The sequence below is a fragment of the Ruegeria sp. AG1 genome (assembly GCF_056541705.1).
The window spans coordinates 20,674-46,868 of the sequence record NZ_JBQFYU010000008.1 but is presented as its reverse complement, the minus strand read 5'-3'; the positions used below and the strand labels follow the sequence as shown (position 1 = coordinate 46,868).

Sequence of the window (26,195 nt, the reverse complement as noted above, 5' to 3'; positions counted from 1 at the left end):
CGTGGCGCTTAGCCTGTCACTGGTCGCCGTTGTCATGGGCGATGCAACCCGTGCCGTGGCCGGGGTGCCGTGGGTGGTTCTATGCGCGCTGGCCATAGGCGACCTGCTGCTGTCCTGGCCACGCCGCCGTTCGGTCTCGGTCGAGCCGTTGGGTGATATCTTCGTGGGCGAACAGGATGAGATCGCCCTAACCGTCACCCCTGCAACTTCGGGTATGTCTGGGCAGGTAAACTGGCCCGAAGGGATCGAAGGACCGGCCCGGTTCGACCTGTCCAGCGGTCAGGTGAGCGTTCCATTTCGCGCCATTCGCCGCGGAAAATGGCGCCTCTCAGATCTATGGCTCAGTTGGTCGTCCCGATTCAGACTGTTCGAATTCGTCCCAAAAATCGCCTTTGGCCTTGAACTGGCGATCGTACCCAACATCCGCCGGGTGCAATCGGGTGAAATTTCGACGACGGTCCAATCACGCCTGTTCGGCGTAAAGGAAAACAGCGCCATCGGTGAGGGCACAGAGTTTCACCAGTTGAGGGATTTTGTACCCGGCATGGATGCGAACTCAATCGATTGGAAGCGGTCCGCCCGGCATCGGTCTTTGGTCGCCAAAGAGGTCCGGGCCGAGCGCAACCACCATGTCATCATCGCCTTGGACAACGGCTATCAGATGCGCGAGGAGATCGCGGGCCTGCCCAAGATCGACCATGCCATCACCGCGGCACTTGCCACCGCCTGGGCCGCAGCCATCGGGGGGGATCTGGTCGGACTTTACGCCTATGACGCCAAGCCGCGCATGTTCCTGCCCCCCGAACCGGGCCGCGCAGCGTTCACCCGACTGCGCAGCCGTACGGCCGAACTGCAATATGAAAGCGTCGAGACCAACCACACCCTCGCCATGACCGAGCTGAACGGGCGCACCCCGAAACGCAGCCTGATCATCGTGTTTTCGGATTTCGTCGACACCACCTCGGCCGAGTTGATGGTCGAAAACATCAACGCGCTGGCCAAGCGGCACCTGATCGTTTTCGTCACCCTGCGTGATCCGATCCTCGAGGCGCAAGTCAACACAGCCCCGCAGGACATGAACGACGTGGCCGAGACCGTCTCGACCGGGCAGCTTCTGCGCGAACGCCGCCTTGTGCTGGAACGGCTGCAACAGATCGGTGTGACCGTGATAGACGCCGAACCGGGCGAGATCTCGGCGCGGCTGATCTCGACCTATCTGGAAATCAAAGCGCGAGAGATGATCTGATGTCTGACGCTGACCTGATCCGCTCGGCCCGGTTCCGGCAGGAACGCGAAAGCGACTGGCGACGTTTGTCCGATCTGGTCGACAAGGCCGAAGGTCAGGGCCTGCACCGTATGAGCTTTCAAGAGGCGCGCGATCTGGCCGACCTCTACCGGCAGGCCACAACATCCCTGTCCATCGCGCGCGAAATCTCATTGGATCGCGGGTTGCTGGAATATCTCGAGGCGCTGACAAGCCGCGCCTATCTGAGTGTCTACGCCCCGCAACAACGGCTGGGCGGGATCATCCGCAAGTTCCTGACCAGCGGCGGTCCGCAAGCGATGCGGTCCTCGTGGCACGTCACATTGCTGGGGTTTCTGTGCATGGCGGCTGGTGCCATCGCCGGGTATTTCTTCTACTTCGACAATCCCGAATGGTTCTTTGTCTTCATGCCGACCGAACTGGCCGGAGGGCGCGGGCCGGACGCCAGCACGGACTACCTGCGCTCGGTCATTTACGGAGAAGAGGACGGCTCCGGTCTGGGGGCTTTCGCCACTTACCTGTTCTCGCACAACACGCGCATCGCGATCTTTGTATTCGGATTGGGGGCGTTCCTATGTGCGCCAACGGTTCTTTTGCTGTTCTATAACGGATTGATTTTGGGCGTTTTTTACGCACTACACATTGATCGGGGATTGGGCTGGGACCTGTTTGGCTGGCTGTCGGTCCACGGCGTGACCGAGCTGTCGGCGATCTGCATCGCAGGCGCGGGCGGTTTGAAACTGGGCCTTGCCGTACTGTTCCCCGGCCAGCTCACACGCCGCGCGGCATTGCGGGCCGCCGGGCATGACGCAGTGAAACTGGCGCTGATCGCCGCCATGATGCTGGTGGTTGCTGCGCTGCTGGAAGGCTTTGGCCGGCAGTTGGTACAGGACCGCACCACGCGCATCGCCATCGGCTGGGGGATCGGCGCGCTGTGGTTGCTGTGGTTCTGCATGGGCGGAAGGAAGCGGTCATGACGCAACCCAAGCTCGACCGCCTACTGCCCCCCGAAGGTGTGCCGCTCTATTTCCGGGTTGCGGGTGTGGGCGTGCGTATGGCCGCCCAATTCGCTGATATCTTGATCACCGGGGTGGGTGCCATCGCCCTCTTCTTGCTTTTGCTGGCCATCGACGTTGTCCCGCCCGAGGCGCTGGTGGCGGTTGCTGCGATGCTGTTCTTCGTCATCCGCATCCCCTACTACGCTGCGTCCGAGCTGGTGTGGAACGGCCAGACCATCGGTAAGCGCATGATGAAGATCAAGGTTGTCTCGGCCGATGGTCAAGCGCTGACGACGCAATCGCTTGTCGTTCGCAACCTTATGAAAGAGGCCGAGATTTTCTTGCCCGGCACACTGGTTCTGACCCTGAATGCCGAGGCTTTGATCCCGTCGCTGATCTCGCTCGCCTGGGTGCTGGGCGTAGTAGCGGTGCCGGTGTTCAACAAGCGCAGCCAACGGCTGGGGGACATTATCGCTGGCACCTATGTGATCCACCTTCCCAAACCGATCCTGCTGCCCGATATGTCCAAAGCGATCAAACCCGCCACCGCCACCCAGCCCCGGTTCCAGTTTCTGACCCATCAGCTTGAACATTACGGCGCGTTCGAATTGCATACCCTCGAAGGGTTTCTGCGCGGCGCGGCACGCTCGACCGGGCCCGAGGCACACAAACGGAAAAAGGAAACCATGGCCGCAATTGTCGAGCAGGTCCGTCGCAAGATCGACTATGCTGATGCGGTACGCGCCGAAGACCAGCTTGCCTTTCTCGAGGCCTTCTACAAAGCACAACGCGCCTTTCTGGAGCAGCGCCAGTTGTTCGGCGACAAACGCGCCGATAAATTCCACGCCGAGGCAGACAAGCAAGGCTAACCACGCCTGTTGCAGATTTACCCAAGCGAGAAGCAGAAAAACGAAACTCGTCTTGAGGATGAACCCGTTCTCAAGGCTCTATCAGAGACAGAACATTAGAATGGTTTGGAACAAAAAATGACAGATACAGCCAATCCCGAATACCCCGAGGCTCACATGCCCCTAGGCGTCGGAGCCATTGTCGGTGAGACGTTTTCGATCTTTTTCAAAAAGATCCACCTTGTGCTTCTGCTTGGATTCATTCCGGCCCTGATCGAGGTCATTGTGAACAACTATACGGTGGTGCAGTCTTTCGATGACATTGGCACCGCCGGTTTCGACAATACCGCCTTCTATTCTGGCGTGATCGTGTCGGCTCTGATCACATTGCTCGCATATGCCGTTACCACGGCTGTGATCATACAGTTCGCCTATGACGCAAAACTGGGGCGTGCGGCGCGTATTGGCAGCTATTTCTCGGCGGCTGTCGTCAACCTGCCCGCCATTGCAGTTCTGTCGATCGCAACGACGATCTTGTATTTTGTCGGCCTTGTTTTTCTGGTCGTGCCGGGTATCTGGATCTACGCCGTATTTTCCGTCATCGTACCGGCCATTGTGATCGACAGGGCCGGGTTCGGCGCGATGGGACGCAGCGCGACTCTGACCAAGAACTACCGTTGGCCCATCATCGGCGCGCTGATCCTGATGGGTCTATGTATTGTGCTGGTCGTCATGGTAGTAACATTTGTTTTCGCAGCTGCGTTCGGGTTCTCCGGAATTGCTGATCCAACAGCATCTTTGGGTCCATGGGCCTTCTTCGAGGCCGCACTCAACGCGATTGCCTATGGTTGGCTCAGCATCACCATCGCTCTGATCTTTGCCCGCTTAAAAGAGATCAAGGAAGGCGTCAGCGTCTCGGATCTGGTGGACGTGTTCAAGTAATTCCACGCCCCGCAGTCTGGTCACAGGGCTGCGGGCATCCGCGCGTCTCTGCGTGACATTTTCGCGTACATTTCACAGGCCAATCACACCAACATGTCCGCAACGGCTGGCGGCGAGTGCTTTGCTGCTGTATCACTCCGGTGGTAATGCAGGACGGCGGGGTCATATCTTCACAACAACAGGGCGATCTGGGGCAGCGGCGCCAGGTCTCGGTCCTGTTTGCGGATATGGTTGGCTATACGTCGATCGTCTCGAAACTGGACGAAGAACAAGCTTTGGAGTTTGTGCGTCTGGTCTACGACACACTCTCGGGCGCGGTAACAAAACATGGTGGTACGGTCCGCGACTTTGCCGGGGACAGTATCATGGCGCTGTTCGGCATCCCTGAGGCACTAGAGGACCCGGCCGAACGGGCCTGCCGCGCCGCCGACGCCATTCATCACGCTTTCCGCGCATCCGCCCAAAAGATCGAGGCCCGCTTTGGTGTGCGCCCTCAGATGCGGGTCGGCATCAGTTCCGGCACCGTTCTGATGGCTGCCGTACAGGGCGCAGACGGCCCGGCAACAGCGGTGGGCAGCACGGTCAACATGGCGTCGCGGATCGAAAACCTGGCCCCATCGGGTGGTACGCTGATCTGCGACAAGACCCGCAGCCTTGTCGAATGGGTAACTGAGCTGCGCTTTGATGGGGAACATCAGCTCAAAGGTCTCGCTGCCCCTCAGAAACTGTGGCAACTACAATCCGTACGGGCCGATGCCTCGCGATTTGATGCCTCGGTAGCGCGTGGTCTAAGCACCTATGTGGGGCGCGACAGCGAACTGACTCAATTGGCCGATTCACTGGCTCGGGCCCGCAACGGCGTTTCGGTGGTGGATCTGGTGGCCGAACCGGGCTTGGGAAAAACCCGGCTTGTGTTCGAATTCCTAAACCGCCTGCCCCGCGATCAGATTGACGTCCTGACTGGCTATTGTTTTGCGGATCGGCAGCAGGTTCCCTTCCTACCAATCATCGAGATTGTCCGAACCGGATTCCGCATCAAGGATCAGGACAACCCGACCCGCATCGCCTACAAGATTGAGACCGGCCTGAAGGCTTGGGAGTGCTTTTCTCATCAGAACCTAGGTCTGCTGATGAACCTGCTGGGTCTAACGCCCCCTCCAGACGCATTGGACGGGCTTGACGGCGTTCTCATTGGCCTACGCACCCGTGAATTACTGCCTGAACTGCTGAAAGCACGATGCGCCAAACAACCCGTGATCCTGTTCATCGAAGACAGCCACTGGATCGACAGCGCTTCGGAAGAGTTGCTGCAGGGCATTGTCAACCGGTCGGACCTGACTAACCTGTTGCTGATCCAGACGCACCGCCCGGAATACACACCTGCGTGGCGCGACGACGACAAGGTTCGGACTATCGCACTGAAACCACTGGTGACCGAGGATTTCGCCAACCTGGCGCGCAACCGGCTGGGCGTAACCACTCTGCCTGTGGGGCTGGACAGGCAACTGGCCGAACGTGCCGGTGGCAATCCGCTGTTTGGCGAAGAAATCCTAACCTATCTGCTGGAACAAGGCAGTCTGCGGGTCGACGCTGCCGAAGCGCATCTGGATATCGACATGGCGCAGGCCGATCTGCCGGCCAGCATGCTTAACCTGCTGACCGCCCGCGTTGATCGTCTGTCGACCGAAGATCGAGACCTGCTGCAAGCCGCCGCCGTCATTGGGCGGCGGTTTGATCCGGGTCTGCTCTCACAACTGGCCAAAGACCCTGCTGAAACCGGTGACGCCCTGCAGCGACTGCAAGCTCAGGACGTGTTGTATCGCGACGAGAACTCCTCGGACTACGTTTTCAAGCATGTCCTACTGCGCGATGCTGTGTATCAGAGCCTTGTCGCCACTCGCCGCGCAGGCCTGCATCTTGAGGTGGCCGAGTGTCTGGTTCTGCGCAACGCAAACCGCCTGCAGGAAGTGGCCGAAATGCTGGCCTACCATTTCAGCCAGACAGACCAGACCGACAAAGCGTTCCGGTACACGGCGATGGCTGGGGACAAGTCTCTGGGCGTCTATTCGCTGGATGAGGCCAACAATTACTACACGGCGGCCTATGCTCTATACGAAAGCGACCCGGACTGCGCTTCAAAGACCGAGTTCGCTGAGTTTCTGGCCAGCTTTGCGCTGTGTTCGAACATCTCGCTTAGGGTCAAAACGATCATTGACCTTGCTGGGTCCGTGCGCCCCATCCTTGAACAGGTGGGCGACAGCTCTCATCACGCTCTGTTCTTACACCACTACGTGTCCTGTCTTGTCTGTAATGGCAAATACCGTGAGGCGCACTGGGTGCAACAGGATCTGACAGCCATGGCCGAACGTCTGGGCGATCCGGCCTCACGGGCCTATGCCATGGTGAATGAGCTTTCGGTGTCGATCTATTTCTCGCCGATTTCAAACGCCGAGTTCGAAGCCAAAGCGCGCGTGATCGAGGCCGAGCTGGAAAAGATCGACGACGCCTATATCCAGAACTTCTACCTCGCCACCATCGGTTGGAACGAACTGACTCGCGGTCGGGTGGCGCGGGCACACGCCACCGCAGACAAGATGATTGCGCTGGGCAAAAAGACCAACGACCCTAGGGCTTTGGGCTATGGCACGGCGATGAAAGCCCTGATTGCGATGGTTGCAGACGACCACGAAAAAGCGCTGGCCATCGCGGAAGAGGCGCATAAGGCTTCAAAAGTCGAGTTCGAGCGCGCCATCGCCGAGGCCGCCCGCGTATCAGCTATGGTGCCCACCGAAACACCCGGCGCGATCGAGATCATCGAGGCCCATATCGAGAATTGCAATGAACACGGCTGGACCCTGTTCACCATGGGCCCGGCAACGATGCTGGGGGTTGCCTATGCTCTGAAGGGACGCATCGCCGACGGGCTTCGGCAGATCGAACGAGCTGTTCAAAAGCGCACGGACGAAGGCACCAAAGTGTCAGCCGATTGGGCGCGTCTGTTCCTATGCGAAATGTACCTTGCCATCCTAACCGGTGAGGGTGGTGCGTCAGCTGGCGTCTTTCTCCGGAACTTCCGCTCGATCCTTTGGGTGCTGTTCTTTGGCGAAAAGAAACTGGTTGCGATGCTGGACGAGGTGCGCAGCAACCCCCAATTCGACGACAAAGGGCATTATATCGCCCGCTGCGACATGATCCTTGGGTTGCTCTACAAAGCGCGCAAAAAGAAGCAATTGGCCGTGCAACACTTGAGCAAAGCCCGCGTCATCGTTGAAACAGCGGGCCAATCCCCGATGCTGTCCAGGATCGACACGGCACTGGCCGAACTGGCGTAGCAATCTATTCGAAAGGCGCCAGAATTCGAGGTTATGGCGGAGACGAAGGCAGTATCACCAAGCCTGCAAACTCCTGATACGTATTTAATAATTTTCTAGTTATAGAGAAAATACTCCATCCTACATGCCACGCTAAATTTGATATCGACCGAGGCTTAGCACGAGGTGTCATGTTACTGAACCTTGGTTAAACGCTATAGCAGAAACGCACGTGGATTGCTGCAAAGTACTACTCTGAGGCCAAAGCGGTCACCTGCCTTAACCGTGACCATTTAGTTGACTACTAGTTTTAAATTTCCTTGTTGGTAACTGCTTGCGATCAAAATAAAGCGAGAGATCGCCTCTAAATATCTTCTTTGGTTTTGGGCGGCGAAATACCATAAAAACTACGCACAAGCTCGCACCTCGACCTAAGTTTCCCTTGCTTACTCAAGCTTCTCCAAAAATTTGTAGTCTGTTGGCGGATCGTCGCAAATACCTGGTCCACACTCCAGTAGAGCTGAGCCTGCGTTGGCAACTGCCAAAACTAAGATCAACATGAACGCGGTTTTGGCCAACTTGCTTCCACCGAACCGTTCCGATGCCCTAACGTCCGCGGCTAGATCATATTGCTTTTCAAAGACAAGCATCACCGCGGTCCCGAGTATTATCAATCCGAAGGCTATGCCGGCCCAAGTGTAAAAATGCAGACCGAGAACCGGAGACCCATAGTGCCCGGTGCCGGGCACTATGTGTAGTAGGATTTGGCGGATCGAAACGCTGATGCCAAATATTGCTGCCACAAGGACGATTCCGTAGTTTCTTGCACGCGTGCCCCACAAGAGATTCAGCCCGAGCCCAAACCCCACGGCCACGAAACCGACACGCTGCAATAGACACAGCGGACAAGGTAGTTCGTAGAGAACAAGTTGAAAATAGAATGCAAGAACCAACACGAGGCAGACAGCCAGGGCACCAAGCGCGTTCATATTTCGGGCAAATTCAGGTGACATGGAACGATCTCACAGTTGGATTGAAAGCGGCGTTGTTGCATGAAATTTAAGCCAATAAACGCTCGCCAAAAGCGTAACTACGAAGAGGGCGTATGAAAGTCGGACGAGTTTATAGTAAGCGAGCCCAAGGGCGCATGTGAACAACGCAAATAGTAATGCAATCATATTGATCCCTTTAATTTTTGGCCTTGCCGAGACTGGCAGGTACTGAGGACACCGTTTCCTTTTCGAAAATCTGTTCTAAGCACCTTATCAAGTCTCGAATGATCTTCCGCATTGTTTGCTATACTGCCCCTCTGGGGTTTCACTTTATGCCTCTGGGTCCTCCGAAGATATCCCGAGCTGGGCTAGTTCTTCCCAAACACCATCAGGGATGGACCACTCTGCCCATTCCATCGCCTGTTGAACATGCTGAGGCCATGTCACTCCGCAAACGGTCGAAATGATGTCGTCATTTTTCAAAGAGTGTTGCAACGCGACCGCCCCGACTGGGACATCGTAGTGCCCGCATACCTCTTCAACAGCACGTATTGGCGCAAGTACTTCATCATCTGCAGGACGATAGACAAAAAAGCGATGGATCGCGCTTCCTCGGGCAAGTGCACCTCCGGAATAAGGTGCTGCGTTCAATATCGAAACGCCTCGCGATTTCGCGAGTTCTATCAGAGGTGCCGCGTTGTCGTTTACCAGCGTATACCGGTTGTGTGTCAGGACCACGTCAAAATCCCAACCCTCTAAAATTGGCATAATCAAGTCGATACGTCCCGCTGCGATTCCGACCGCCTTTGCCAGACCTTCCTCCTTGATACGGAACAACTCTTCAATCGCGCCACCTGGTCCTTTTACCTCGGATAGATCATTTGCATATTCGACATCATGCACGTGGAGTATGTCCACGCTGTCGACGCTTAGGGCCGAAAGACTTTCCTCGAATGACCTACGTGCCTGAGAAGAATCAAAGGCACCGGTTTCCATATCCCGGTCGACTTTGGTGGAAAGCACCCGCCCTTCCGGCCAACCGCCAAGCTCACGAATGACTTTTCCTATGCGCTCTTCACTTCGCCCCATGGCATAGCAACGGGATGTGTCCAGGAACGCATTTGGCTGCGAAAGAATTGCCCGAATTGTATCAATCGCGCGGTCTTCCTCAACTTCATACCCATAGATTTCCGGAATACTTCCCAACCCTGTCGATCCAAACCCGATGCGAGGAACCCGTATCCCTGTCTTACCAATTTCGCGTAGCTCCGCCATGCCAACCTCCCAATTGGTTCCGGACGTTCATAGATGTTGCGCGAGTAGTTTGTTGAAAACAAGTCAGACTTGTCGGCGAAGCTACTCACTGGCCTAAACGTAGTCGTCCAAGCCTCAAATCCGCGGTGCTTTTTCGTGAATGGCAGAAATGTCCTAAAAATAGACGTTGAGCAGATTTCACTGAATGACCGCTCAGAGCCCACTCTGACCGATGCTGCGCGATGCCCCAATTGCAGCGATACGCAGAAAGCTGCCTTTGCAAATTTTAGCGGACGGCCCAGAGCCGACCTGAAGCGCCTGGGTACACTTCTTCAGTCGCAGCCTGTTTTTCAGACGTTCGCTGCAACCCAAAAAATTCGCGCGAACATAGGATTGGAAAACAAGTATGTGGCGCGCCAACTAGATATCCACCAAACGTTGGATAGGCATGCGGGGGATGATCAGCTTACAAATTTGTAAACTTCGCCGCATCTTCCAGCAAAGCGCGGCTCCCATGTTGTTCTCATCGGGAGGCAATAAAGCCTTCAAGCAACAAAACGATGGAGAGAAAACATGGACAAGAAAAACGCAGCGCTCGGCGCACTGGCAGGTCTGATTCTTACAGGAGCTGTCGTCGGTTCGGTTTCGGCACAAAGCACCGCAGAGGCGACGGGACTCACTTTGCAACAGGCCATTGAAATCGCGCTTCAGGAAGTGTCCGGTGAGGTCCAGGAAGCGGAACTGGAAAACGAAGATGGGATGAAGATCTATGAGGTCGAAATCCTGGATGCTAACGGTCAAGAGTTCGAAGTCGAGATAGCCGCCGACACAGGTGCAGTGATTGAGGTTGAGGCTGACGATGAAGACGACGATGACGACAACGACGAAGATGAGACATAGGTCGCGGCCAAGCTGCGAATGATTGGCCAATTCGGAGGTCGCTCACTAGAGTGGCCTCTGAATGCGTGACGGTAAGGGTTCACATGCGAATTTTGTTTCTGGAAGATGACAGCCAACTTGGGTCTTGGGTCACCAACGGCCTGCGCGAAGAAGGTCACGTCATCGACCATTTCGAGGATGGCAAAGACGCTTTGATGGCGGCCATGGCTCAGGAGTACGATCTTCTAATTCTGGATCGCATGGTCCCAGGCCTCGATGGTTTGGCGGTTCTGAAATCCTTGCGGGCCTCGAAGAATACCACCCCCGCGCTTTTTCTAACGGCTTTGGGTGAGGTTGACGCCCGAGTCGAAGGCTTTGATGCTGGCGGTGACGACTATCTGACGAAACCTTTCGCCTTTGCCGAACTCTCTGCCCGTGTGGGCGCTTTGGGCCGCCGCCGCGAAGGCATGGAGGCGAGGCAGGAAGAAGCCACCGTCTTGCGCCACGGGGATCTGAGCCTCGATCTTCTGGCGAGAACCTGCAAACGCCAGGAGCTACAGATTGAGCTATTGGCCAAGGAATTCAAACTTCTGGAATACTTGATGCGAAGACCGGGACGATTGGTGACACGTACGATGCTGCTGGAACAGGTCTGGGATATGAGTTTTGACCCCACCACAAGTGTCGTGGAGACCCATATCAGCCGGCTACGCACCAAAATTGACAAGCCGTTTGATACACCGCTGATCCGAACCCGGCGTGGGGAAGGCTATGTCTTTGGCCGGTAATCTGACCTGGCTTCGCCGCTCCTCGACCTTGCGGCTGGCGTTGATATTGTCAGCCATCTTCGCGCTTTGCATGGCTACCGCTGCCTACGTCACGATTACGGTAGGCTCAGATGTGTTCGAACGTCGTATCGATACGACGCTGGATGCGCTGGCAAAGGCCTCAGCCCTTGAGGGTGCGCGCGGGGACCGGTTTGGCGTCATCTTGCGTCACCCAGATGATCTCGAAGACCTGCCAATTGCTTTTAAGCGTGTGGTTGCGCGCGGCGGGGGGACGGTGGAGCTGTCCGATGATTTTCGGGAATCCGAAGCTTGGCGCGTTCTTGTAGATACTGACAGTCAAGGCGCCCCGGTCATGGCGGCTGTTCCGCTTGATGACGCGGAGGATGCGTTTGAACTCTTAGGCGGTGTTCTCTGGACCACGATGTTGACAATGATTGTTCTGACATTGGTGGTAGGGTTTGCCACCGGTATCGTCGCCCAGCGACGTCTCAAGCGGATCAACAGCACGCTTTCGGCGTTGGCCTCTGGCGACCTCAGCGCGCGCACGGAGATCACGCGGAACAAGGATGACCTCGACGACATGGCACGTCAGGTGGATTTAACTGCCGCCGAGTTGGAACGGCTGGTCGCCCAGACCCGCCATCTCAGCGCGAATTTGGCGCATGACCTGCGTACCCCACTGGCCCGCCTGCGGTCTCGACTTGAAAGCTTGCCCGAAGGAGATGAACGCGGTGCAGCCCTGGAAGAAGCAGAGCGTTTGTCCGGCATTTTCGATACGATCATGCGGGTCGCTCGGATTGAGGCCGCCCAAGGCACAGATGGTTTCGAAACGGTTGATTTGGCGGACTTGATGACCGATCTATCGGTGACCTTTGGCCCAGTGGTTGAGGACGCAGGCAAAGTGCTGCAATTTGATGCAAGTGACGCTGCAACGGTTTTCGCAGATCGTCAGATGCTTGTTCAGGCAGTTGCAAACCTCATACAGAATGCGATGCGCTATGGAGGGGATCAGATCAATCTGGCAGCACGTGGTCGCACCATCAGTGTCGCTGACAATGGCCCCGGTGTGGCGCAAGAGAAATATGCCGAGATCATCAAGCCCATGGTCCGTCTTGACGCAACACGGCAGAGCGAGGGTACGGGTTTAGGCCTAGCCCTCGTCCGTGCGGTTGCAGATCGCCATGGTGCAGAACTTATCTTGTCACAAACCGATCCTCACGGGCTGACGGTGACGCTGAAGTTTGCAAATTTGTAAGTTTTGACACAGGCGGACGTAAAGCCAGAACCACATATCAGTTTCATCAACACAATAAATGAAACTGGAGATTGAGACATGAAAACGTATCTGGACAAGGTGACCTCTGCTGCTGCTGGTGTCGGCCTCTTTCTTGTGGCCTGTGTCGTGGCGAGCCTTGGCCTGTCCTTCATGGTCTTTTTGGCGATGTTTGCGCTGGCCGTTGTCGGTCTAGGCATCTTGGCTACACCGCTTCTGGCCTTGCTTCAATTCTCAGAGCGCAAGGAAGTCGCGGCGGTTGCCGAGTAAACCGACTTCCTGCGGATGCGCCCGATTGGGGGCACAAAGTACCGCACGCTGTTCATTGGGGCTTTCAGGTTGGGCATGTCCGCACTAGGCTATGACCGGTCCTCAGCAAACATTGAGCGCACGGCAACTTCTTCCGTTTCGCAACGAGCTGCAAGATCGTAAGATCGAAGTGTGATCAACAGCAGCTTAGGACTCTTTTCGAACAGTAGCGGAGAAAGTCCATCGTGAGCCCGAAGGTGACCTTGTCGGGCTGACAGAACCTGAGTGTCGCGTTAAGTTCCTAGAAACGGGGGTTAACGAATGGACAGAAGGCTTACCACAGTGCTTGCAGCTGATATCGTTGGCTACTCTGCACTGATGGATCGCGACCGGGAAGGTACGATTGCAGCGCTCAGATCATTCCGTGAAGAAACGCTTCAGTGTCTGCTGGAAGACCATGATGGAACGCTGATCAAAAGCATGGGCGATGGTTGGATTGCCGAGTTCAAATCCACATCAGATGCCGCAGATTGCGCGATCGCAATACAGTCAGCTCAGAAACCGGACGGTATCAAACTTCGAATTGGCATTCATACCGGCGAGGTCGTCACGGACGGTGATGACATTTTTGGTGACGGAATAAATGTCGCCTCCCGTCTCGAAGCACTGGCCGAGCCGGATCAGGTTTTGATGTCGGACACCTCGCACAACAGTTTGGACCGTGGTGATGCATCTCACTTCGAAGGCGGCGAGCAAACAGAATTGAAGAACATCACACGCCGAATTGGTGTTTGGCACTGGCCCAAAGGCACTTCGGCCAATCTTTCCACAACAACAGATGTCAGACCCGGGATTGCCGTGCTTCCGTTCGACAATATGTCCGGTGACCCCGAACAGGAGTTTTTTGCAGACGGCATTACCGAGGACATTATCACAGAGCTGTCTCGTTTCCGCTGGCTGATGGTGTTGGCCCGAAACTCGTCATTCACGTTCAAAGGTAGAAGCACAGATATACGCGAAGTTGGGCGCACTCTTGGGGTGCGGTATGTTCTGGAGGGCTCGGTCAGACGTGCAGGTCAGCGCGTCCGCATTACAGGGCAGCTGATTGATGCAGAAAACGGCAGCCATCTTTGGGCAGATCGATTTGACGGCGTGCTTGATGATATTTTTGACCTTCAAGACAAAGTCACCGTTGAGGTCGTGACAGCGATTGAGCCATCACTGAGGCACGCTGAAACAAACCGAGCACGAGCGAAACCAACGGACAATTTGGAAGCTTACGAACTGTACCTTCAGGCGCAATCGCACTTCCATCTTTTGACGGACGAAGACAACCGCAAGGCTATACAACTAACAACACTCGCACTGGATCGTGATCCAGACTATACGTCCGCATCCGGGCTTTTGGCTTGGTTGCATATTCAACGAATGGTTCAAGGGCTTGAACCTATTGGTGAGGGACCAAAGGAAGCTGTCAAGGCCGCTGAACGGGTCCTTATGAGCGATCGTGCAGACGGGATCGCAATGGCGTATGCGGCGCATTCTATCTCAATGCTCGCGCGAGACCTGCCGCGTGCACGGGACGTTTTCAAACAAGCGCTCAAGCAAAATCCAAACGCTGCGACAGTTCACATGCTAGCATCCATTAACCTTTGCCTGCTTGATCGGCCGGAGGACGCTCTGAAACACGCGGTTCAGTCTGTCGACCTTAGCCCACATGATCCGTTGCGCCACGCGGCCTACCTTGCTCAAGCAAGCGCACTCTTTCAGCTTGAGCGATATGAAGAAGCGGCTGGAGCTTGTCGGGATGCTTTGTCAGTGCGATCCAGCTTCGTCATGAGTCATCTCATGCTGATCGCTTCTCTGGGGCACCTGACTGATGACGAAGCCGCTCGCAAAGCGGTTAAAGACTTGCAGATTTTGCGCCCGGGCTTGACTGCCGCTTCAAAGGAAACCCAGATACCAATCTTCACTGTTCCCGCCTCCGCAAACAACTGGCGTGAAGGGTGGTCAAAGGCAGGGTTACCTCAATAGGTGATCGGTAAAGTCGGCAAACAGAGACTGACGCCAATCCATGCGAAGCTAGCGAAGTCGCAGAAACGTAAAACCTAGAAATCTGATACCCGCAGGAAAAGCTTTTCCCCCTGCCGCATGCAAAAACGTTACTGTCTGCGTTGCAGCCGTTCACGCCAAGTAGAGCGATTGACTGCGCCGCGCCTAAAGCAGAAAGAATCGCCATCTCAGCAGTTCTTATCCGTTGAAGTACGGTCCTTCCTCTCGAATTAGACTAACGACCTCATCAATCGCAGGATGGCGTCTCGATCTATGTTGAAGCTCGAGGGCCAACACCCGACCTGTTCCGATACTTTCCGATGAAACTTTTTTGAGTTGTCCAGACTGAAGCGCCTGCTCAACCAGGCAACTGTGTCCCATAAGTACACCCGCACCGGATTTCGCTTCTTCTACGGCAAGGGCGTATAGCGAATACCTCGGCCCCCTTTGGGGATCACCAACTGAAACACCTGTCGCCTCTGACCACATGGACCAGTCTTCTTGCCACGTCTGGTCGTGCAGCAACTGCGCGGTCTCTAGATCAAGCCCATTTGCTATCTTTGCTGAACAAACGGGAAGGATTTCGTCTTCCGCAAGCACGATCTGATCCGGTGTTTCAGCCGGGACGGAAAAGAAAACCGACAGATCAAATAGTTCTCTCGATAGGCTGGGAGGCCTCTCCATCGCTGTCACCGAGACATTCAGGTCGGGACGCTTCTCACGCAGCTTACCCAATCGCGCCGGTAACCATAGCTGCGCAATTGAGGGCAAAGCGGCAATGTGTATCTCAGGGTTGGGTGCAAGGTTTCGCAAACTTTGCGTCGCCGCGGCGAGAAGATCAAAGGCATTTGTGAACTCTTCCGCTAGCTTGCGAGCAGAGGAGGATAGCGAAACACCGTGAGCACCTCTTTCAAACAAGGTAGTTCCGGCCCAGCCTTCTAAGGCTTTTACATGTTGTGATACCGCGCCGGCCGTGACGCCCAACTCCTCGGCCGCGGAAACGAAACTTCCTAGCCTCGCCGCAGCTTCGAAGGCACGCAGAGCATTGAGCGGTGGCCCTTTGGGGCGACGTGGAGCGACAGCCATAGATCTCAGCCTTAGTTTTTCTATGCCCAGAAATAACAAAACTGGTTTGCGTTGTCATTCCGATCTGTCCAATCTGTGTGCAGCCAAGGAGGGAATTGCGATGACCATAGAAATGAGAAACTGGGTGCCGGCCGACAGCGAAGCACTAGTCCAGAAGATCGCAACCGAAACGTCTCGCACCTCATCCAACGCTCTGCTGGATCGGATTGAGCATTTAGCCACCCGAAATCGGGAAATCCACGAGCAAGAATGCTTCAACCTAAATCCTGCAACCAATGTAATGAACCCGAGAGCTGAAGCCTTGCTGTCTTCTGGAATTGGCTCGCGCCCGTCGCTTGGATATCCGGGCGAAAAATATGAGATGGGCCTTGAAGCCATCGAAGAGATCGAGGTCATCTCCGCCGAGCTTTGCGCGGAAGTTTTCGACGCAAAGTTCGCAGAAATCCGCGTGCCTTCTGGCGCGATTGCGAACCTCTATGGCTTCATGGCCACCTGCCAAGCCGGCGATACAATCATTGCGCCGCCGGCATCGATCGGTGGGCACGTAACGCATCACATCGCGGGATGCGCCGGGTTGTTTGGTTTGCATACAATAGATGCGCCAACCGATGCCGATGGCTACACCGTCGATCTCGACCAGCTGCGCGCGCTTGTGCGAAGTGAGCGTCCCAAGTTGATCACGATCGGCGGAAGTCTCAACCTTTTTGAACACCCAGTCAAAGAAGTACGGGCCATTGCAGATGAAATCGGTGCCAAGTTGATGTTCGACGCCGCGCACCAATGCGGGATTATCGCGGGAAGAGCCTGGCGCAACCCCTTGGCCGAGGGCGCACACTTCATGACAATGAGTACGTACAAAAGCCTCGGCGGTCCTGCTGGGGGGCTGATTGTCACAAACGATGCGGAGATCGCAAAGGCTTTGGATGCAATTGCATTCCCAGGCATGACGGCAAACTTTGATGCTGCGAAGTCAGCTGCTCTCGCTGTGACGATGCTTGATTGGCGCGACTATGGACAGGACTACGCTGCCGAGATGATCGCAATGTCCCGCGCAATGGCCCAGAGCCTCGATGCGCAAGGTGTTCCTGTTTTTGCCGGACACGCGGGCTTCACCGCCTCTCACCAGTTCGCTGTTCTGGCAGAAAGCTTTGGCGGTGGACAGGCTGCATCCAAGACCCTGCGCAAAGCTGGGTTCTTGGCGTGCGGTATTGGTCTACCTGAGACGGAAATCGAAGGTGACATGAATGGTCTGCGCATAGGTACGCCCGAGTTGGTGAGATGGGGCATGACGTCTGATCACGCTGACAGACTGGCTTCTCTGATTTCGCGCGGATTGAAGGGCGACGATATCGCCGCCGAAGTGGCTGACTGGCGCCGTCACTTTGCGAGCGTGCATTTCGTTCACAGCTAAATCTGTAAAAATCGCCGCAGGAGAAAAAAGATCTCTTTGTCCTGCATAGCGGACGTTCGTTACAATTTGCTTGAATATCTACTTTGCGGACGAAACAGCCGTCCCATCCAGACGAAAGTAATGCGGTTCGCGTCTCGACAGCTATTCTGATATTGCGTCAAACATCAAAAACGATTTGGTGGCTGCGTGGCAGCTGTCAAAGCTTGTTCATTTGTACCAACTACACACCGAGATGCCGCTGGCTGATTTCACTATCCAGATCGCCCATTGCGCCTGACCAGACCGATCTGCCACGCTCAAGGATTGTCGCGTGATCACAGACCGCTCGCAATTCGCTAAGCGATTTGTCAACTACCAGAATTGAAAGACCAGTTTCCCGTTTCAGTTGCTCAACAGTCACCCAAATTTCTCGCCTGATATTTGGCGCAAGCCCTTCCGTAGCCTCATCCAATATGAGTAAGCGTGGATTGGTGACTAAAGCGCGCCCGATGACCAGCATTTGCTGCTCCCCGCCTGACAAAGAGCCCGCAAGCTGATCGGCGCGTTCGCTGAGACGCGGGAAAAGCGCAACGACCTTGTCTATATCCCAATGGCCAGGCCGGGACACAGCTGCGAGATTCTCACGCACCGTTAGATCGCGAAATGCGCGGCGGCCTTCTGGGACAAGGCCGATGCCCAACCTTGCCACTTGGTGGCTCGACAGTCTAAGAATGTCGGTGCCGGCAAACACCATCGAGCCTTTGCTTCCGATCATTCTGCAAATAGCGCGAACGGTGGTCGTCTTGCCCATACCATTGCGCCCCATAAGGGCGACGACTTGGCCCGCTTCGATCGTCAGATCAACGCCAAAGAGGGCTTGGCTTTTGCCATAGCTTGCGACAAGGCCGGAGATGGAAAGAAGGCTCATGGGTTCTCTCCAAGATAGGCGCGCTGAACTATTGGATTTTTGCGAATATCTTCGACTGATCCGGAGGCAATCACACGCCCGTAATCAAGAACCGTTATTCGGTCAGCCAATTTGAAGACGACATCCATGTCGTGTTCCACAAGCAGGATCGGGGCCTGATTTCGCAAGTCGCTCAGCAGGTTCGTGAGCAGCTGCGTGCCTTCCGCGCTTAAACCGGCCATTGGCTCGTCCAGTATGAACACCTTTGGTTCTAGGGTCAGCGCAACTGCGACTTCCAGTTGGCGGCGCTGACCATGGCTGAGTTCGCCTGTTCGCTTGTCTGCAAAGTCCATCAAGCCCACGCGACGCAGTGCATTCTCTGCATGATCGCGCAGGTTTTTGTCGCCAAGAACGGGTAGGAAGAATTGCCAGGGTCGGCCTTTGGCCCCAAGTGCGCCCAGCATCGCATTTTGCAAGACAGTGTCCTCTAACGCTAGAGCGGAAATCTGGAAGGTGCGTCCGAGCCCGAGCCTTGCACGGTTTTTCGTGGTCTCGTGGGTGATATCCTGGCCCAGAAGGCGAACCGAGCCTGCGTCAGACTTCAGGCCGCCGCAGATCTGAGCGATAAGTGTTGATTTACCTGCCCCGTTCGGGCCGATCACGGCGTGAACTTCGCGGGGCCTCAGGTCCAATGTCACGTCGTCATTTGCAATCAGGGCGCCAAAGTGTCGAGTAAGACCTTCAACTTGCAAAACGGGCCGCATCATCGGTCAGACCTTCCCGTGAGGACGCCGTAAAGGCCGCCGCGGGCGAAAAGGACGACCGCCAACAAAAGTAATCCAAGAAAGAATAGGAAATATTCGCTAATGCCTCCAAGCGCGTGTTCGAGTACGACGAACAGAGTCGCGCCTGCGACCGGTCCGAACGTCCGGCCCAGCCCTCCGAGGATTATGAAAACGATCAGTTCACCTGACATCTGCCAGCTGAACATCGTGGGACTGACGAAGCGATTAAGATCGGCAAAAAGCGCCCCTGCCAGCCCACAGATCATACCGGAAATCACCAACGCGATCAGTCTCAGCCGAAACGGATCAAGTCCGACCGCCTCTACCCGCTCGGGACTTTGCCGCGCCGCGTTTAACGCAAGCCCAAAGGGCGATTTTACGAGCCGCACATTTAGCCAAAGAATTAGGCTCAGAATTGAAAAACAGATCCCAAAGAACTGAATGGGATCAAGCGTGTTCATCCCCGGGAACGAATTTCGAATGTAGATGGAAAGGCCGTCTTCTCCGCCATAAGCGGGCCAGCTGATTGCAAAGAAAAAAAACATTTGCCCGAAAGCCAGCGTGATCATGATGAAATATACGCCGGAAGTTCGAAGCGACAGAAGCCCGATTACAAAGGCGGTAGCACCTGAAAACAGTATTGCCACCAACCAGATCACAGGCATGAGCTTGGTGCCAGAAATCGTGAACGGCCATTCCATCAATGGCGAATACGTCTGCGCGTGAAACGCCAGAATACCCATCGCATAGCCGCCAATCCCAAAGAAGACCGCGTGCCCGAGGCTCACGAGCCCTCCAAGCCCAAGCGCGATATTGAGGCCAACCGCGGCCAGAGCGAAGATGACCGCGCGGGTCGCCAACGTAATTGTGAAGGGTTCGTCCGAGACCCAAGCCCAAAGCGGCACACAAAGAAGCAGGCTCATGAGAATGACGTTTAGTGCTTTTTCTGGGATCATGCGCGTGCCCCGAACAGCCCGGTCGGTCTCCAGATCAGCACGCCAGCCATAAGAACGTAAATCGACATTGATGCCAATGCCGAACCAGTCGACGTTGCAACATCTGGCGCCACGAACAGTTTGAACAGTTCCGGCAGGAAGATGCCGCCCAGGGTATCGGTCAATCCAACCAGCAAACTGCCGATAAGCGCCCCGCGAATGGACCCGATGCCCCCGATCACTATGACGACGAAAGCAAGGATCAGGATCGGCTCACCCATTCCGATCTGGACCGATTGGATGGCACCTACAAGTGCTCCCGCTAATCCGGCGAGCGCTGCTCCGAGCGCGAAAACAAACGTGTACAAGCTGCCGATATCAACACCGAGTGCTGCAATCATTTCGCGGTCATTTTCTCCGGCACGAATCTGAATGCCAATGCGGGTCCGTGAGATGAAGAGCCACAGTCCAACCGCCACCAAAAGCCCTACAAGGATGAGTACGAGGCGATATAGCGGATACTGAATGCCGCCTGGCAATAAAACGGGACCGGACAGATAGCTCGGAATATCGAGAAATAGCGGGAATGAACCGAAGATCCATCGCGTACCCTCAGAGAAAATCAGTATCAGCGCAAAAGTCGCAAGCACTTGCTCGAGGTGATCGCGGGCATAGAGCCGACGAATGACTGCCAATTCGACGATGACCCCGGCCATAGCCGCCGCTGCAATGGCAGCTGCAACAGCCGCCAAGAACGACCCCGTCGCCGCAGCGGCCGCCGCAGCCGCAAAAGCGCCGACCATGTAGAGCGATCCGTGTGCAAGATTTATTAGGCCCATCACGCCGAAGATAAGCGTCAGGCCTGCTGCCATGAGAAAGAGCATGAAGCCGAACTGTATTCCGTTCAGAATCTGCTCGGCGATAAGGATTAAAGTCACGGTTCGAGCAAAAACGGGCCGCCGCCATTTAGTTGGGGGCGGCCCTCCGATTACATTTTACAGTCTGCCGCGTAGGCGTCCGAGTGGTTTTCCAACGCCACACCAATGATCCGGTTGGTGAATACATCCCCTTCCTGAATGACTTCGCGCGCATAGATAGTCTGAATTGGATGGTGGTTTTGACCAAACGCAAAGTCGCCACGTGTGCTGTCGAATTCAGCCGCACGCAATGCATCTCTGAACGCGTCTTGATCCGAGACGTCCGCCGATCCCAGCGCCGAAACGATCAACTGTGCCGTGTCAAAGCCTTGGCTCGCGTAGAGAGACGGAAGCCGTCCGTATTCGGCAACAAAGCTTTCAACGAACGCGACATTTGCTGGATTGTCGATATCCTTGTTCCATTGGCTGGTATTCACAATCCCAAGTGCTGCGGGTCCGACGGCTTGAAGGATGCCCTGATCGAACGAAAACGCCGGACCCACCACGGGCAGATCAACCCCGCTATCCGCATATTGCTTGAGAAACGAAATCCCCATTCCGCCAGGAAGGAAGAAAAAGACACTGTCTGCTCCGGACGCACGGATTTGCGCAATCTCGGCTGCATAATCCGTTTGGCCAAGCTCGGTATAAATCTCGCCGGCAAGATCGCCTTCGAAGAACCGCTTGTACCCGGTCAAAGCGTCCTTACCCGCCGGATAGTTCGGGGCGAGGATGAAGCTGTTGCTATGTCCTGCTGTGTTGGCATAGGCGCCAGCTGCTTCGTGCAGATTGTCGTTCTGCCAGGCGACGTTGAAGTAGTTTTCATGACAGCCCTGACCGGCCAACGCAGACGGTCCGGCATTCGGCGACAAATAGAACTTACCTTGGGCCGTTGCCGCCGGAACAACCGCCATTGCGAGGTTCGACCAGATAATGCCCGTCAGGATATCAACCTTCTCGGATTGGATCATCTTGTCAGCAAGCTGCACGGCGACGTCGGGTTTACGCTGATCATCTTCGACGACGACTTCGATGTCATCCCGCCCGGATTGCTTGATACCCAGCATGAAACCGTCGCGCACATCGATCCCCAAGCCGGCACCACCACCGGACAGAGTAGTTATCATACCTACCTTGGTCTCAGCGAATGCCCCTGTGGCCAGCAACCCGATGGATGCGGCAATGGCAATCGATTTATACGTCATAAGTTCCCCCCATGTTGTTTCTTGCTATCGCAGGCTGAATTTGCCCGGCCGTATTTGAATTTGCTACAGCGAGGCCCGCTTTCGCAAACAGTCTTTATTGAGATGCTTTCCTGTTCACAAAGGCAATGTCCAGTGCAAGCTTTGAATCTCTAGGGCTTAAATTGGTTATCAGTACCTAAATCCGCAGAATTCGAGGCGGCGTTGCGAGGCGGCAAGCTAAATTGGAGCCCATGATCCCTGATCGTAGAATGGGATTTGCTAAATTGCCGAGTCGCGACACGGAAACAACTGTTACAGTTAATTAGTATGCTGCGGGCTCGACTCAATCATTTGAGTGATTTGCTCAGACGACATTTAAGTGCCGCTGAGCGGTCATTCTAGGACACAAAACCGAACTCTCCGCTTCCAATGACCGCTTCGGGCGATCACAGACGCCGGAAAGAAAACGTCTATGACCCCTATGCGGACAAAGCGCAAATCAGGGAAGGGCTGGCCAACGACTGGATTTGCGCGTGCCAATTGGTGACGGCCATGCTCAGCGGAGTTCTAAAATGCCTTGTTTACACTTTGGGGCGTATTGCCAATGCGTGAGTTGGAAAGGTCACAAATTTGTCCGACGATCCTGAAGCGGATCGGATACAAAATTTTTGCGAAGACTACGTGTCAGGGTGGTCGAACTCGCAAAACCGCAACGCAAAGCGATTTGATCGGGTGAGAGGTTACTATGTCGAAGCAACTCGCGGGCGCGGGCCAGGCGAAGCAGCAAGTAGTATCGCCCAGGCGTCGTCTGCAATTCCGCCTAGAACAAACGGCGTAAGGACCGTTCGGATATGTGTGCCTGTTCCGCCAGGGCGGGGATAAACTGCGTTGTTTCGAGCGCTTCGGACATGAGCACAACGACACGTTTGAGCTTCGGGGACACCGCTTGCGACAATGCCTGATCGGGATATGAGGCGCCGTGCCGTCTGGCGTTATCGTGTAGGAACATTGCACCGGCATCAAATGCGACCGAGGCGCCGAACTTATCTCGAATGAATTGTAACATCAGATCAAACGCCGCCGCCGCGCTGCCGCATGTCCAGAAACGGACGTCTTGCACATGGCGATCGGGAAGGACCTCAACTTCGTGAAACTCCTCGGCGAATTCCTCAAGAAGCTGCCAGTGCAACGTGGCATTCCGAGCGTTCAGAAACCCGCCCCGCGCCAACACCCAGGCACCGGTATCGGCTGCAATCAACGTTGCGCCCTGCATCAATTGTCCAAGACTGCGGGCTGGGGTCACGCCCCTGGAGTCGCGAAAGGCGTCGCCACCAATGATAATGACCAGATCGGGTTTGGGCGCGTCTACCATCGACATTTCCGGCGAAACGCTCAGACCGCTGGAACTGCTTACGGTACGGTCGCCGTCCGTCAGGATATTCCTGCGGATATCTGCACCGGTTTGATCGCGCACCACCCGCAACGGTTCAAGCAGGCATGCAAGCACCATATTGGAAAAGGCATTGCACAGGAAAACAGAGACGTGGATGGGATGCATTGGCAGAATTGATCTCATTTTTGGCAGGATGAATATGAAACATGCCCAGACAATTTCATAGATTTGTAGGGGTAAACCGTCGGAACAGGATCCAGTAACCATGCAGAACCGCCCGCTTTCCCACATTCGTGTCCTTGATTTTGGGCATTTTCTGGCCGGACCGTTGGTCGGGATGATGCTGGCCGATCTCGGGGCCGAGGTGATCCGCATTGATCCGCCAGGTGGACCCAGGTGGCAGGACCCCGCTTTCGACATGTTATCGCGTGGCAAGCGTGCGCTCGCGCTTGATCTCAAGACAGCCGACGGACGCAATACGGCGCTAGATCTGGTTCGCCGCGCTGACGTGGTGATCGAGAACTTCCGTCCCGGCGTGATGGAGCGGCTGGGGCTTGGGCCGGAGGCGCTCAGGCATGTGAACGCCGACATCGTCTCGCTTTCGCTTCCCGGATTTGCGTCGACCGATCCCGAACTCGCCGGATTGGCAGCCTGGGAGGCGGTGATCGCGGCGCGCACTGGGCAATTCACCGACATGGGGTTGAATCGTCGGTTGATGGGGATCAATCCTTCCTTTACTCCGCTGGGACTGGCCTCGGCCTATGGTGCCGCATTCGGCGCGATGTCGGTCCTATTTGCGTTGGCCGCGCGGCCCCGGATGGGAGGCGACCACATCGAAGTACCGCTTGCGTCTGCCCTGCTGGAGGGGCTGGTTTACAATTGCGAACAGATCGAGGGCTACCCCGAGCGCTACAAATCTCCGCGTGAGTTGGAGTTGGAGCGGCGCGCGCGCGAAGGCCTGCCCAACAACCTGAGCTTTGCCGAGCTGTCCGAATTTCTTGATCCGTTCTACCGCACCTATACCTGTGCCGATGGGCGCGGGTTTTACATCGTGTCTTGCTCGATCGTGAACCATCCCCAAAGAGTGCTGGAGGTTCTCGGTCTTGGCGATCTGTTGAAGGAATTGCCGGATTTTGATGTCTATGTCGATCAGGCGGATTGGCCCGCGGAATGGGCTTTGCGCAACTATCCGGTGGGGGTAGGCGATCGCAGGCGATTGGCTGATGCGATGAAAGCAGCATTCCTGACCCGTCCCTCGCATGAATGGGAAGAGTTGTTCGGCGCGGCCAAGGCTCCGGCGACAGCACAACGCTGCACGGCCGAATGGCTGGCCGACCCCCACGCGTTGGCCTCGGGGCTGGTGGTCGCGCTTGACGATCCCCGCCATGGGCAGATGCGGCAGATGGGCAACGTCGCTTGGCTGGCCGATGATCCAGGCGCAATGGATAAAGCCGCAGGGCCACAGCGGGACGACTTTCGGGATGCACTGAGCGGTGTTCTTGCAGAGACGCCGCGAATGCCCGTGGGCGGCGACGGCAAAGGCCTCTGGCTTGACGGGCTGAAGGTGCTGGATCTGACAAACGTCATTGCCGGACCGACCATCGGGTCTACACTGGTGCGGTTCGGGGCGCAGGTTACGCTGGTCCAGCCCGTGCAGCCTTCAGTCGATCCGTGGAACGCGGTGGTGTTCGGGTTGCATGCGCAGCGAGGCAAGAAAAGCGTGTTGCTCGATCTGCGCTCGGAACAGGGGCAAGAGGCGCTTTGGCGAATGGTGGAGCGGGCCGATGTGATAACCATGAACGGCACCGATCAACAACGTGATGCACTGGGCCTGAGCGAAGCGCGACTGAATGAAATCAACCCGCGTCTCATTCTGGTGCAGCTTGATGCGTGGGGCGGACCGCGTCGGGGGCCGAAATCGGATCACCTTGGCTATGACGATCTCGCGCAAGCCGCGACAGGTGTGATGACCCGCTTTGGTGGCGGGCCGGAGACACCCGAGGAGCACGCTCATTTCGGTACGATCGACGCGCTGACCGGGCATTGTGCCTGCGTGGCCCTCGGAGCGGCGCTGGAACGGTTAAGGGTGACCGGTAAAGGTGGTGTTGCCCGCGCCTCACTGGCCGCTGCAGGTGAAATGATCCAGGCGCAATTCATGTATGATTTCGAAGGGCGTCCAGCGTTCGACGAGCCTTCAGGACGCGAGGTGCGAGGTTGGGGGCCGTTCTATCGCTGTTATGCCGCCGCCGATGGCTGGATGTTCTTTGCTGCCCCGACAGAGCGGGAAGCGGCCCTTAAACGGGTGCCTGATCTGTCCGATCTCGTCGGAAAGGATGACACCGAATTGGAAGCCGACCTTGCCGAGCGGTTTGCGCAAAAACCGGTGACAGACTGGATGCACGTCTTTGCCGCCGGCTCGGTGGGTATCACGCCTCTTGGTTCCCTCCATGACACGCGCGACGCAGGCCTGCAGTTCGAAAGCGACGGTAGGATCGACATCTCAAAGGCGACCTTCCGCGCGGTGCGCCATGATCAGCACCCGATGGGGAAGTGGGTCGACCTTGTCGCGCCCAATGCGGTGCGGCCCGAGAAAGCCTCTATCACGATCCCCGGACCCGCTCCGAAATACGGGCAGGACACGCGCGAAATCCTCGCACGGCTAGGCTATACGAACGAGGAAATCGGGCACATGATCGAAAATGGCGCAGCTGCCGAAAGCTGGTCGGATAAGTATTTGCCGGAGTAGAC

Annotated in this window: 23 protein-coding genes; 12 read left to right on the top strand and 11 right to left on the bottom strand. The window is 56.1% G+C overall.

Going from position 1 to position 26,195, the window contains the following annotated elements; translation table 11 throughout:
* The first annotated feature begins 1 nt into the window (after position 1).
* The 5 genes from ACR0B5_RS13515 (at position 2) to ACR0B5_RS13495 (ending at position 7,384) form a co-directional block, all read left to right on the top strand.
* The gene (locus ACR0B5_RS13515) at positions 2-1,246 is read left to right on the top strand and encodes a DUF58 domain-containing protein (RefSeq protein ID WP_480541086.1); all 1,245 of its coding nucleotides are present in this window, start codon (positions 2-4) and stop codon (positions 1,244-1,246) included.
* Positions 1,246-2,241, top strand: a complete 996-nt coding sequence (locus ACR0B5_RS13510; RefSeq protein ID WP_170642702.1) for a stage II sporulation protein M — start codon at positions 1,246-1,248, stop codon at positions 2,239-2,241. The genes ACR0B5_RS13515 and ACR0B5_RS13510 overlap by 1 nt, the downstream gene beginning before the upstream one ends.
* A complete protein-coding gene (locus ACR0B5_RS13505) occupies positions 2,238-3,131 on the top strand; it encodes an RDD family protein (RefSeq protein ID WP_480541084.1) in 894 nt (297 codons plus the stop codon). Before ACR0B5_RS13510 ends, ACR0B5_RS13505 begins: the two co-directional genes overlap by 4 nt.
* A gap of 117 nt (positions 3,132-3,248) precedes the next feature.
* Complete coding sequence (locus ACR0B5_RS13500; protein WP_480541082.1) at positions 3,249-4,052, top strand: hypothetical protein; 804 nt, start codon at positions 3,249-3,251, stop codon at positions 4,050-4,052.
* A 146-nt stretch (positions 4,053-4,198) separates the two neighbouring features.
* On the top strand, positions 4,199-7,384 hold the full coding sequence (locus tag ACR0B5_RS13495; protein WP_480541080.1) for an ATP-binding protein: 3,186 nt from the start codon (positions 4,199-4,201) through the stop codon (positions 7,382-7,384).
* 425 nt (positions 7,385-7,809) lie between these two features.
* On the opposite strand, the gene ACR0B5_RS13490 is transcribed toward ACR0B5_RS13495, so the two are convergent.
* The 3 genes from ACR0B5_RS13490 to ACR0B5_RS13480 form a co-directional block, all read right to left on the bottom strand.
* Positions 7,810-8,376, bottom strand: a complete 567-nt coding sequence (locus ACR0B5_RS13490) for a disulfide bond formation protein B (protein WP_170469334.1) — start codon at positions 8,374-8,376, stop codon at positions 7,810-7,812.
* A 9-nt stretch (positions 8,377-8,385) separates the two neighbouring features.
* Positions 8,386-8,541, bottom strand: a complete 156-nt coding sequence (locus tag ACR0B5_RS13485) for a DUF5993 family protein (RefSeq protein WP_425084400.1) — start codon at positions 8,539-8,541, stop codon at positions 8,386-8,388.
* A gap of 144 nt (positions 8,542-8,685) precedes the next feature.
* Positions 8,686-9,630 carry an aldo/keto reductase gene (locus tag ACR0B5_RS13480; protein ID WP_170469337.1) on the bottom strand — a complete coding sequence of 315 codons (945 nt, stop codon included), beginning with the start codon at positions 9,628-9,630 and terminating at the stop codon, positions 8,686-8,688.
* 552 nt (positions 9,631-10,182) lie between these two features.
* Here ACR0B5_RS13480 and ACR0B5_RS13475 point away from each other — a divergent pair.
* From ACR0B5_RS13475 to ACR0B5_RS13455, 5 genes are all read left to right on the top strand, one after another.
* The gene (locus ACR0B5_RS13475) at positions 10,183-10,509 is read left to right on the top strand and encodes a PepSY domain-containing protein (protein ID WP_480541077.1); all 327 of its coding nucleotides are present in this window, start codon (positions 10,183-10,185) and stop codon (positions 10,507-10,509) included.
* Positions 10,510-10,592: 83 nt separating this feature from the next.
* The gene (locus tag ACR0B5_RS13470) at positions 10,593-11,276 is read left to right on the top strand and encodes a winged helix-turn-helix domain-containing protein (RefSeq protein ID WP_170359591.1); all 684 of its coding nucleotides are present in this window, start codon (positions 10,593-10,595) and stop codon (positions 11,274-11,276) included.
* On the top strand, positions 11,260-12,531 hold the full coding sequence (locus tag ACR0B5_RS13465; RefSeq protein WP_480541075.1) for a sensor histidine kinase: 1,272 nt from the start codon (positions 11,260-11,262) through the stop codon (positions 12,529-12,531). Before ACR0B5_RS13470 ends, ACR0B5_RS13465 begins: the two co-directional genes overlap by 17 nt.
* 78 nt (positions 12,532-12,609) lie before the next feature.
* Positions 12,610-12,819: a hypothetical protein gene (locus ACR0B5_RS13460; protein WP_480541073.1), complete on the top strand. Its 210-nt coding sequence runs from the start codon at positions 12,610-12,612 to the stop codon at positions 12,817-12,819.
* 300 nt (positions 12,820-13,119) lie between these two features.
* Positions 13,120-14,832, top strand: coding sequence for an adenylate/guanylate cyclase domain-containing protein (locus ACR0B5_RS13455; protein ID WP_480541071.1), 1,713 nt, complete (start codon positions 13,120-13,122; stop codon positions 14,830-14,832).
* Between the two features lie 216 nt (positions 14,833-15,048).
* Here ACR0B5_RS13455 and ACR0B5_RS13450 read toward each other — a convergent pair whose 3' ends face one another.
* Positions 15,049-15,936 carry a LysR family transcriptional regulator gene (locus tag ACR0B5_RS13450; protein ID WP_480541069.1) on the bottom strand — a complete coding sequence of 296 codons (888 nt, stop codon included), beginning with the start codon at positions 15,934-15,936 and terminating at the stop codon, positions 15,049-15,051.
* A gap of 100 nt (positions 15,937-16,036) precedes the next feature.
* Here ACR0B5_RS13450 and ACR0B5_RS13445 point away from each other — a divergent pair, with 100 nt between their 5' ends.
* Positions 16,037-17,347: an aminotransferase class I/II-fold pyridoxal phosphate-dependent enzyme gene (locus ACR0B5_RS13445; RefSeq protein ID WP_480541067.1), complete on the top strand. Its 1,311-nt coding sequence runs from the start codon at positions 16,037-16,039 to the stop codon at positions 17,345-17,347.
* Positions 17,348-17,567: 220 nt separating this feature from the next.
* Here the strand turns inward: ACR0B5_RS13445 and ACR0B5_RS13440 are convergent, their stop codons facing one another.
* The 7 genes from ACR0B5_RS13440 to ACR0B5_RS13410 form a co-directional block, all read right to left on the bottom strand.
* Complete coding sequence (locus ACR0B5_RS13440) at positions 17,568-18,254, bottom strand: ABC transporter ATP-binding protein (protein WP_480541065.1); 687 nt, start codon at positions 18,252-18,254, stop codon at positions 17,568-17,570.
* Positions 18,251-19,000 carry an ABC transporter ATP-binding protein gene (locus tag ACR0B5_RS13435; RefSeq protein WP_480541063.1) on the bottom strand — a complete coding sequence of 250 codons (750 nt, stop codon included), beginning with the start codon at positions 18,998-19,000 and terminating at the stop codon, positions 18,251-18,253. Before ACR0B5_RS13435 ends, ACR0B5_RS13440 begins: the two co-directional genes overlap by 4 nt.
* On the bottom strand, positions 18,997-19,974 hold the full coding sequence (locus ACR0B5_RS13430) for a branched-chain amino acid ABC transporter permease (RefSeq protein WP_480541061.1): 978 nt from the start codon (positions 19,972-19,974) through the stop codon (positions 18,997-18,999). The genes ACR0B5_RS13435 and ACR0B5_RS13430 overlap by 4 nt, the downstream gene beginning before the upstream one ends.
* A complete protein-coding gene (locus ACR0B5_RS13425) occupies positions 19,971-20,891 on the bottom strand; it encodes a branched-chain amino acid ABC transporter permease (RefSeq protein WP_170474981.1) in 921 nt (306 codons plus the stop codon). The genes ACR0B5_RS13430 and ACR0B5_RS13425 overlap by 4 nt, the downstream gene beginning before the upstream one ends.
* Before the next feature lie 50 nt (positions 20,892-20,941).
* Positions 20,942-22,075 carry an ABC transporter substrate-binding protein gene (locus ACR0B5_RS13420; protein ID WP_480541059.1) on the bottom strand — a complete coding sequence of 378 codons (1,134 nt, stop codon included), beginning with the start codon at positions 22,073-22,075 and terminating at the stop codon, positions 20,942-20,944.
* 601 nt (positions 22,076-22,676) lie between these two features.
* Positions 22,677-22,868: a helix-turn-helix domain-containing protein gene (locus ACR0B5_RS13415; protein WP_480541057.1), complete on the bottom strand. Its 192-nt coding sequence runs from the start codon at positions 22,866-22,868 to the stop codon at positions 22,677-22,679.
* A 6-nt stretch (positions 22,869-22,874) separates the two neighbouring features.
* The gene (locus tag ACR0B5_RS13410; RefSeq protein ID WP_480541055.1) at positions 22,875-23,630 is read right to left on the bottom strand and encodes a DJ-1/PfpI family protein; all 756 of its coding nucleotides are present in this window, start codon (positions 23,628-23,630) and stop codon (positions 22,875-22,877) included.
* A gap of 82 nt (positions 23,631-23,712) precedes the next feature.
* Between ACR0B5_RS13410 and ACR0B5_RS13405 the strand changes: the two genes are divergently transcribed.
* Positions 23,713-26,193, top strand: coding sequence for a CoA transferase (locus tag ACR0B5_RS13405; RefSeq protein ID WP_480541053.1), 2,481 nt, complete (start codon positions 23,713-23,715; stop codon positions 26,191-26,193).
* The last annotated feature ends 2 nt before the right edge of the window (positions 26,194-26,195 follow it).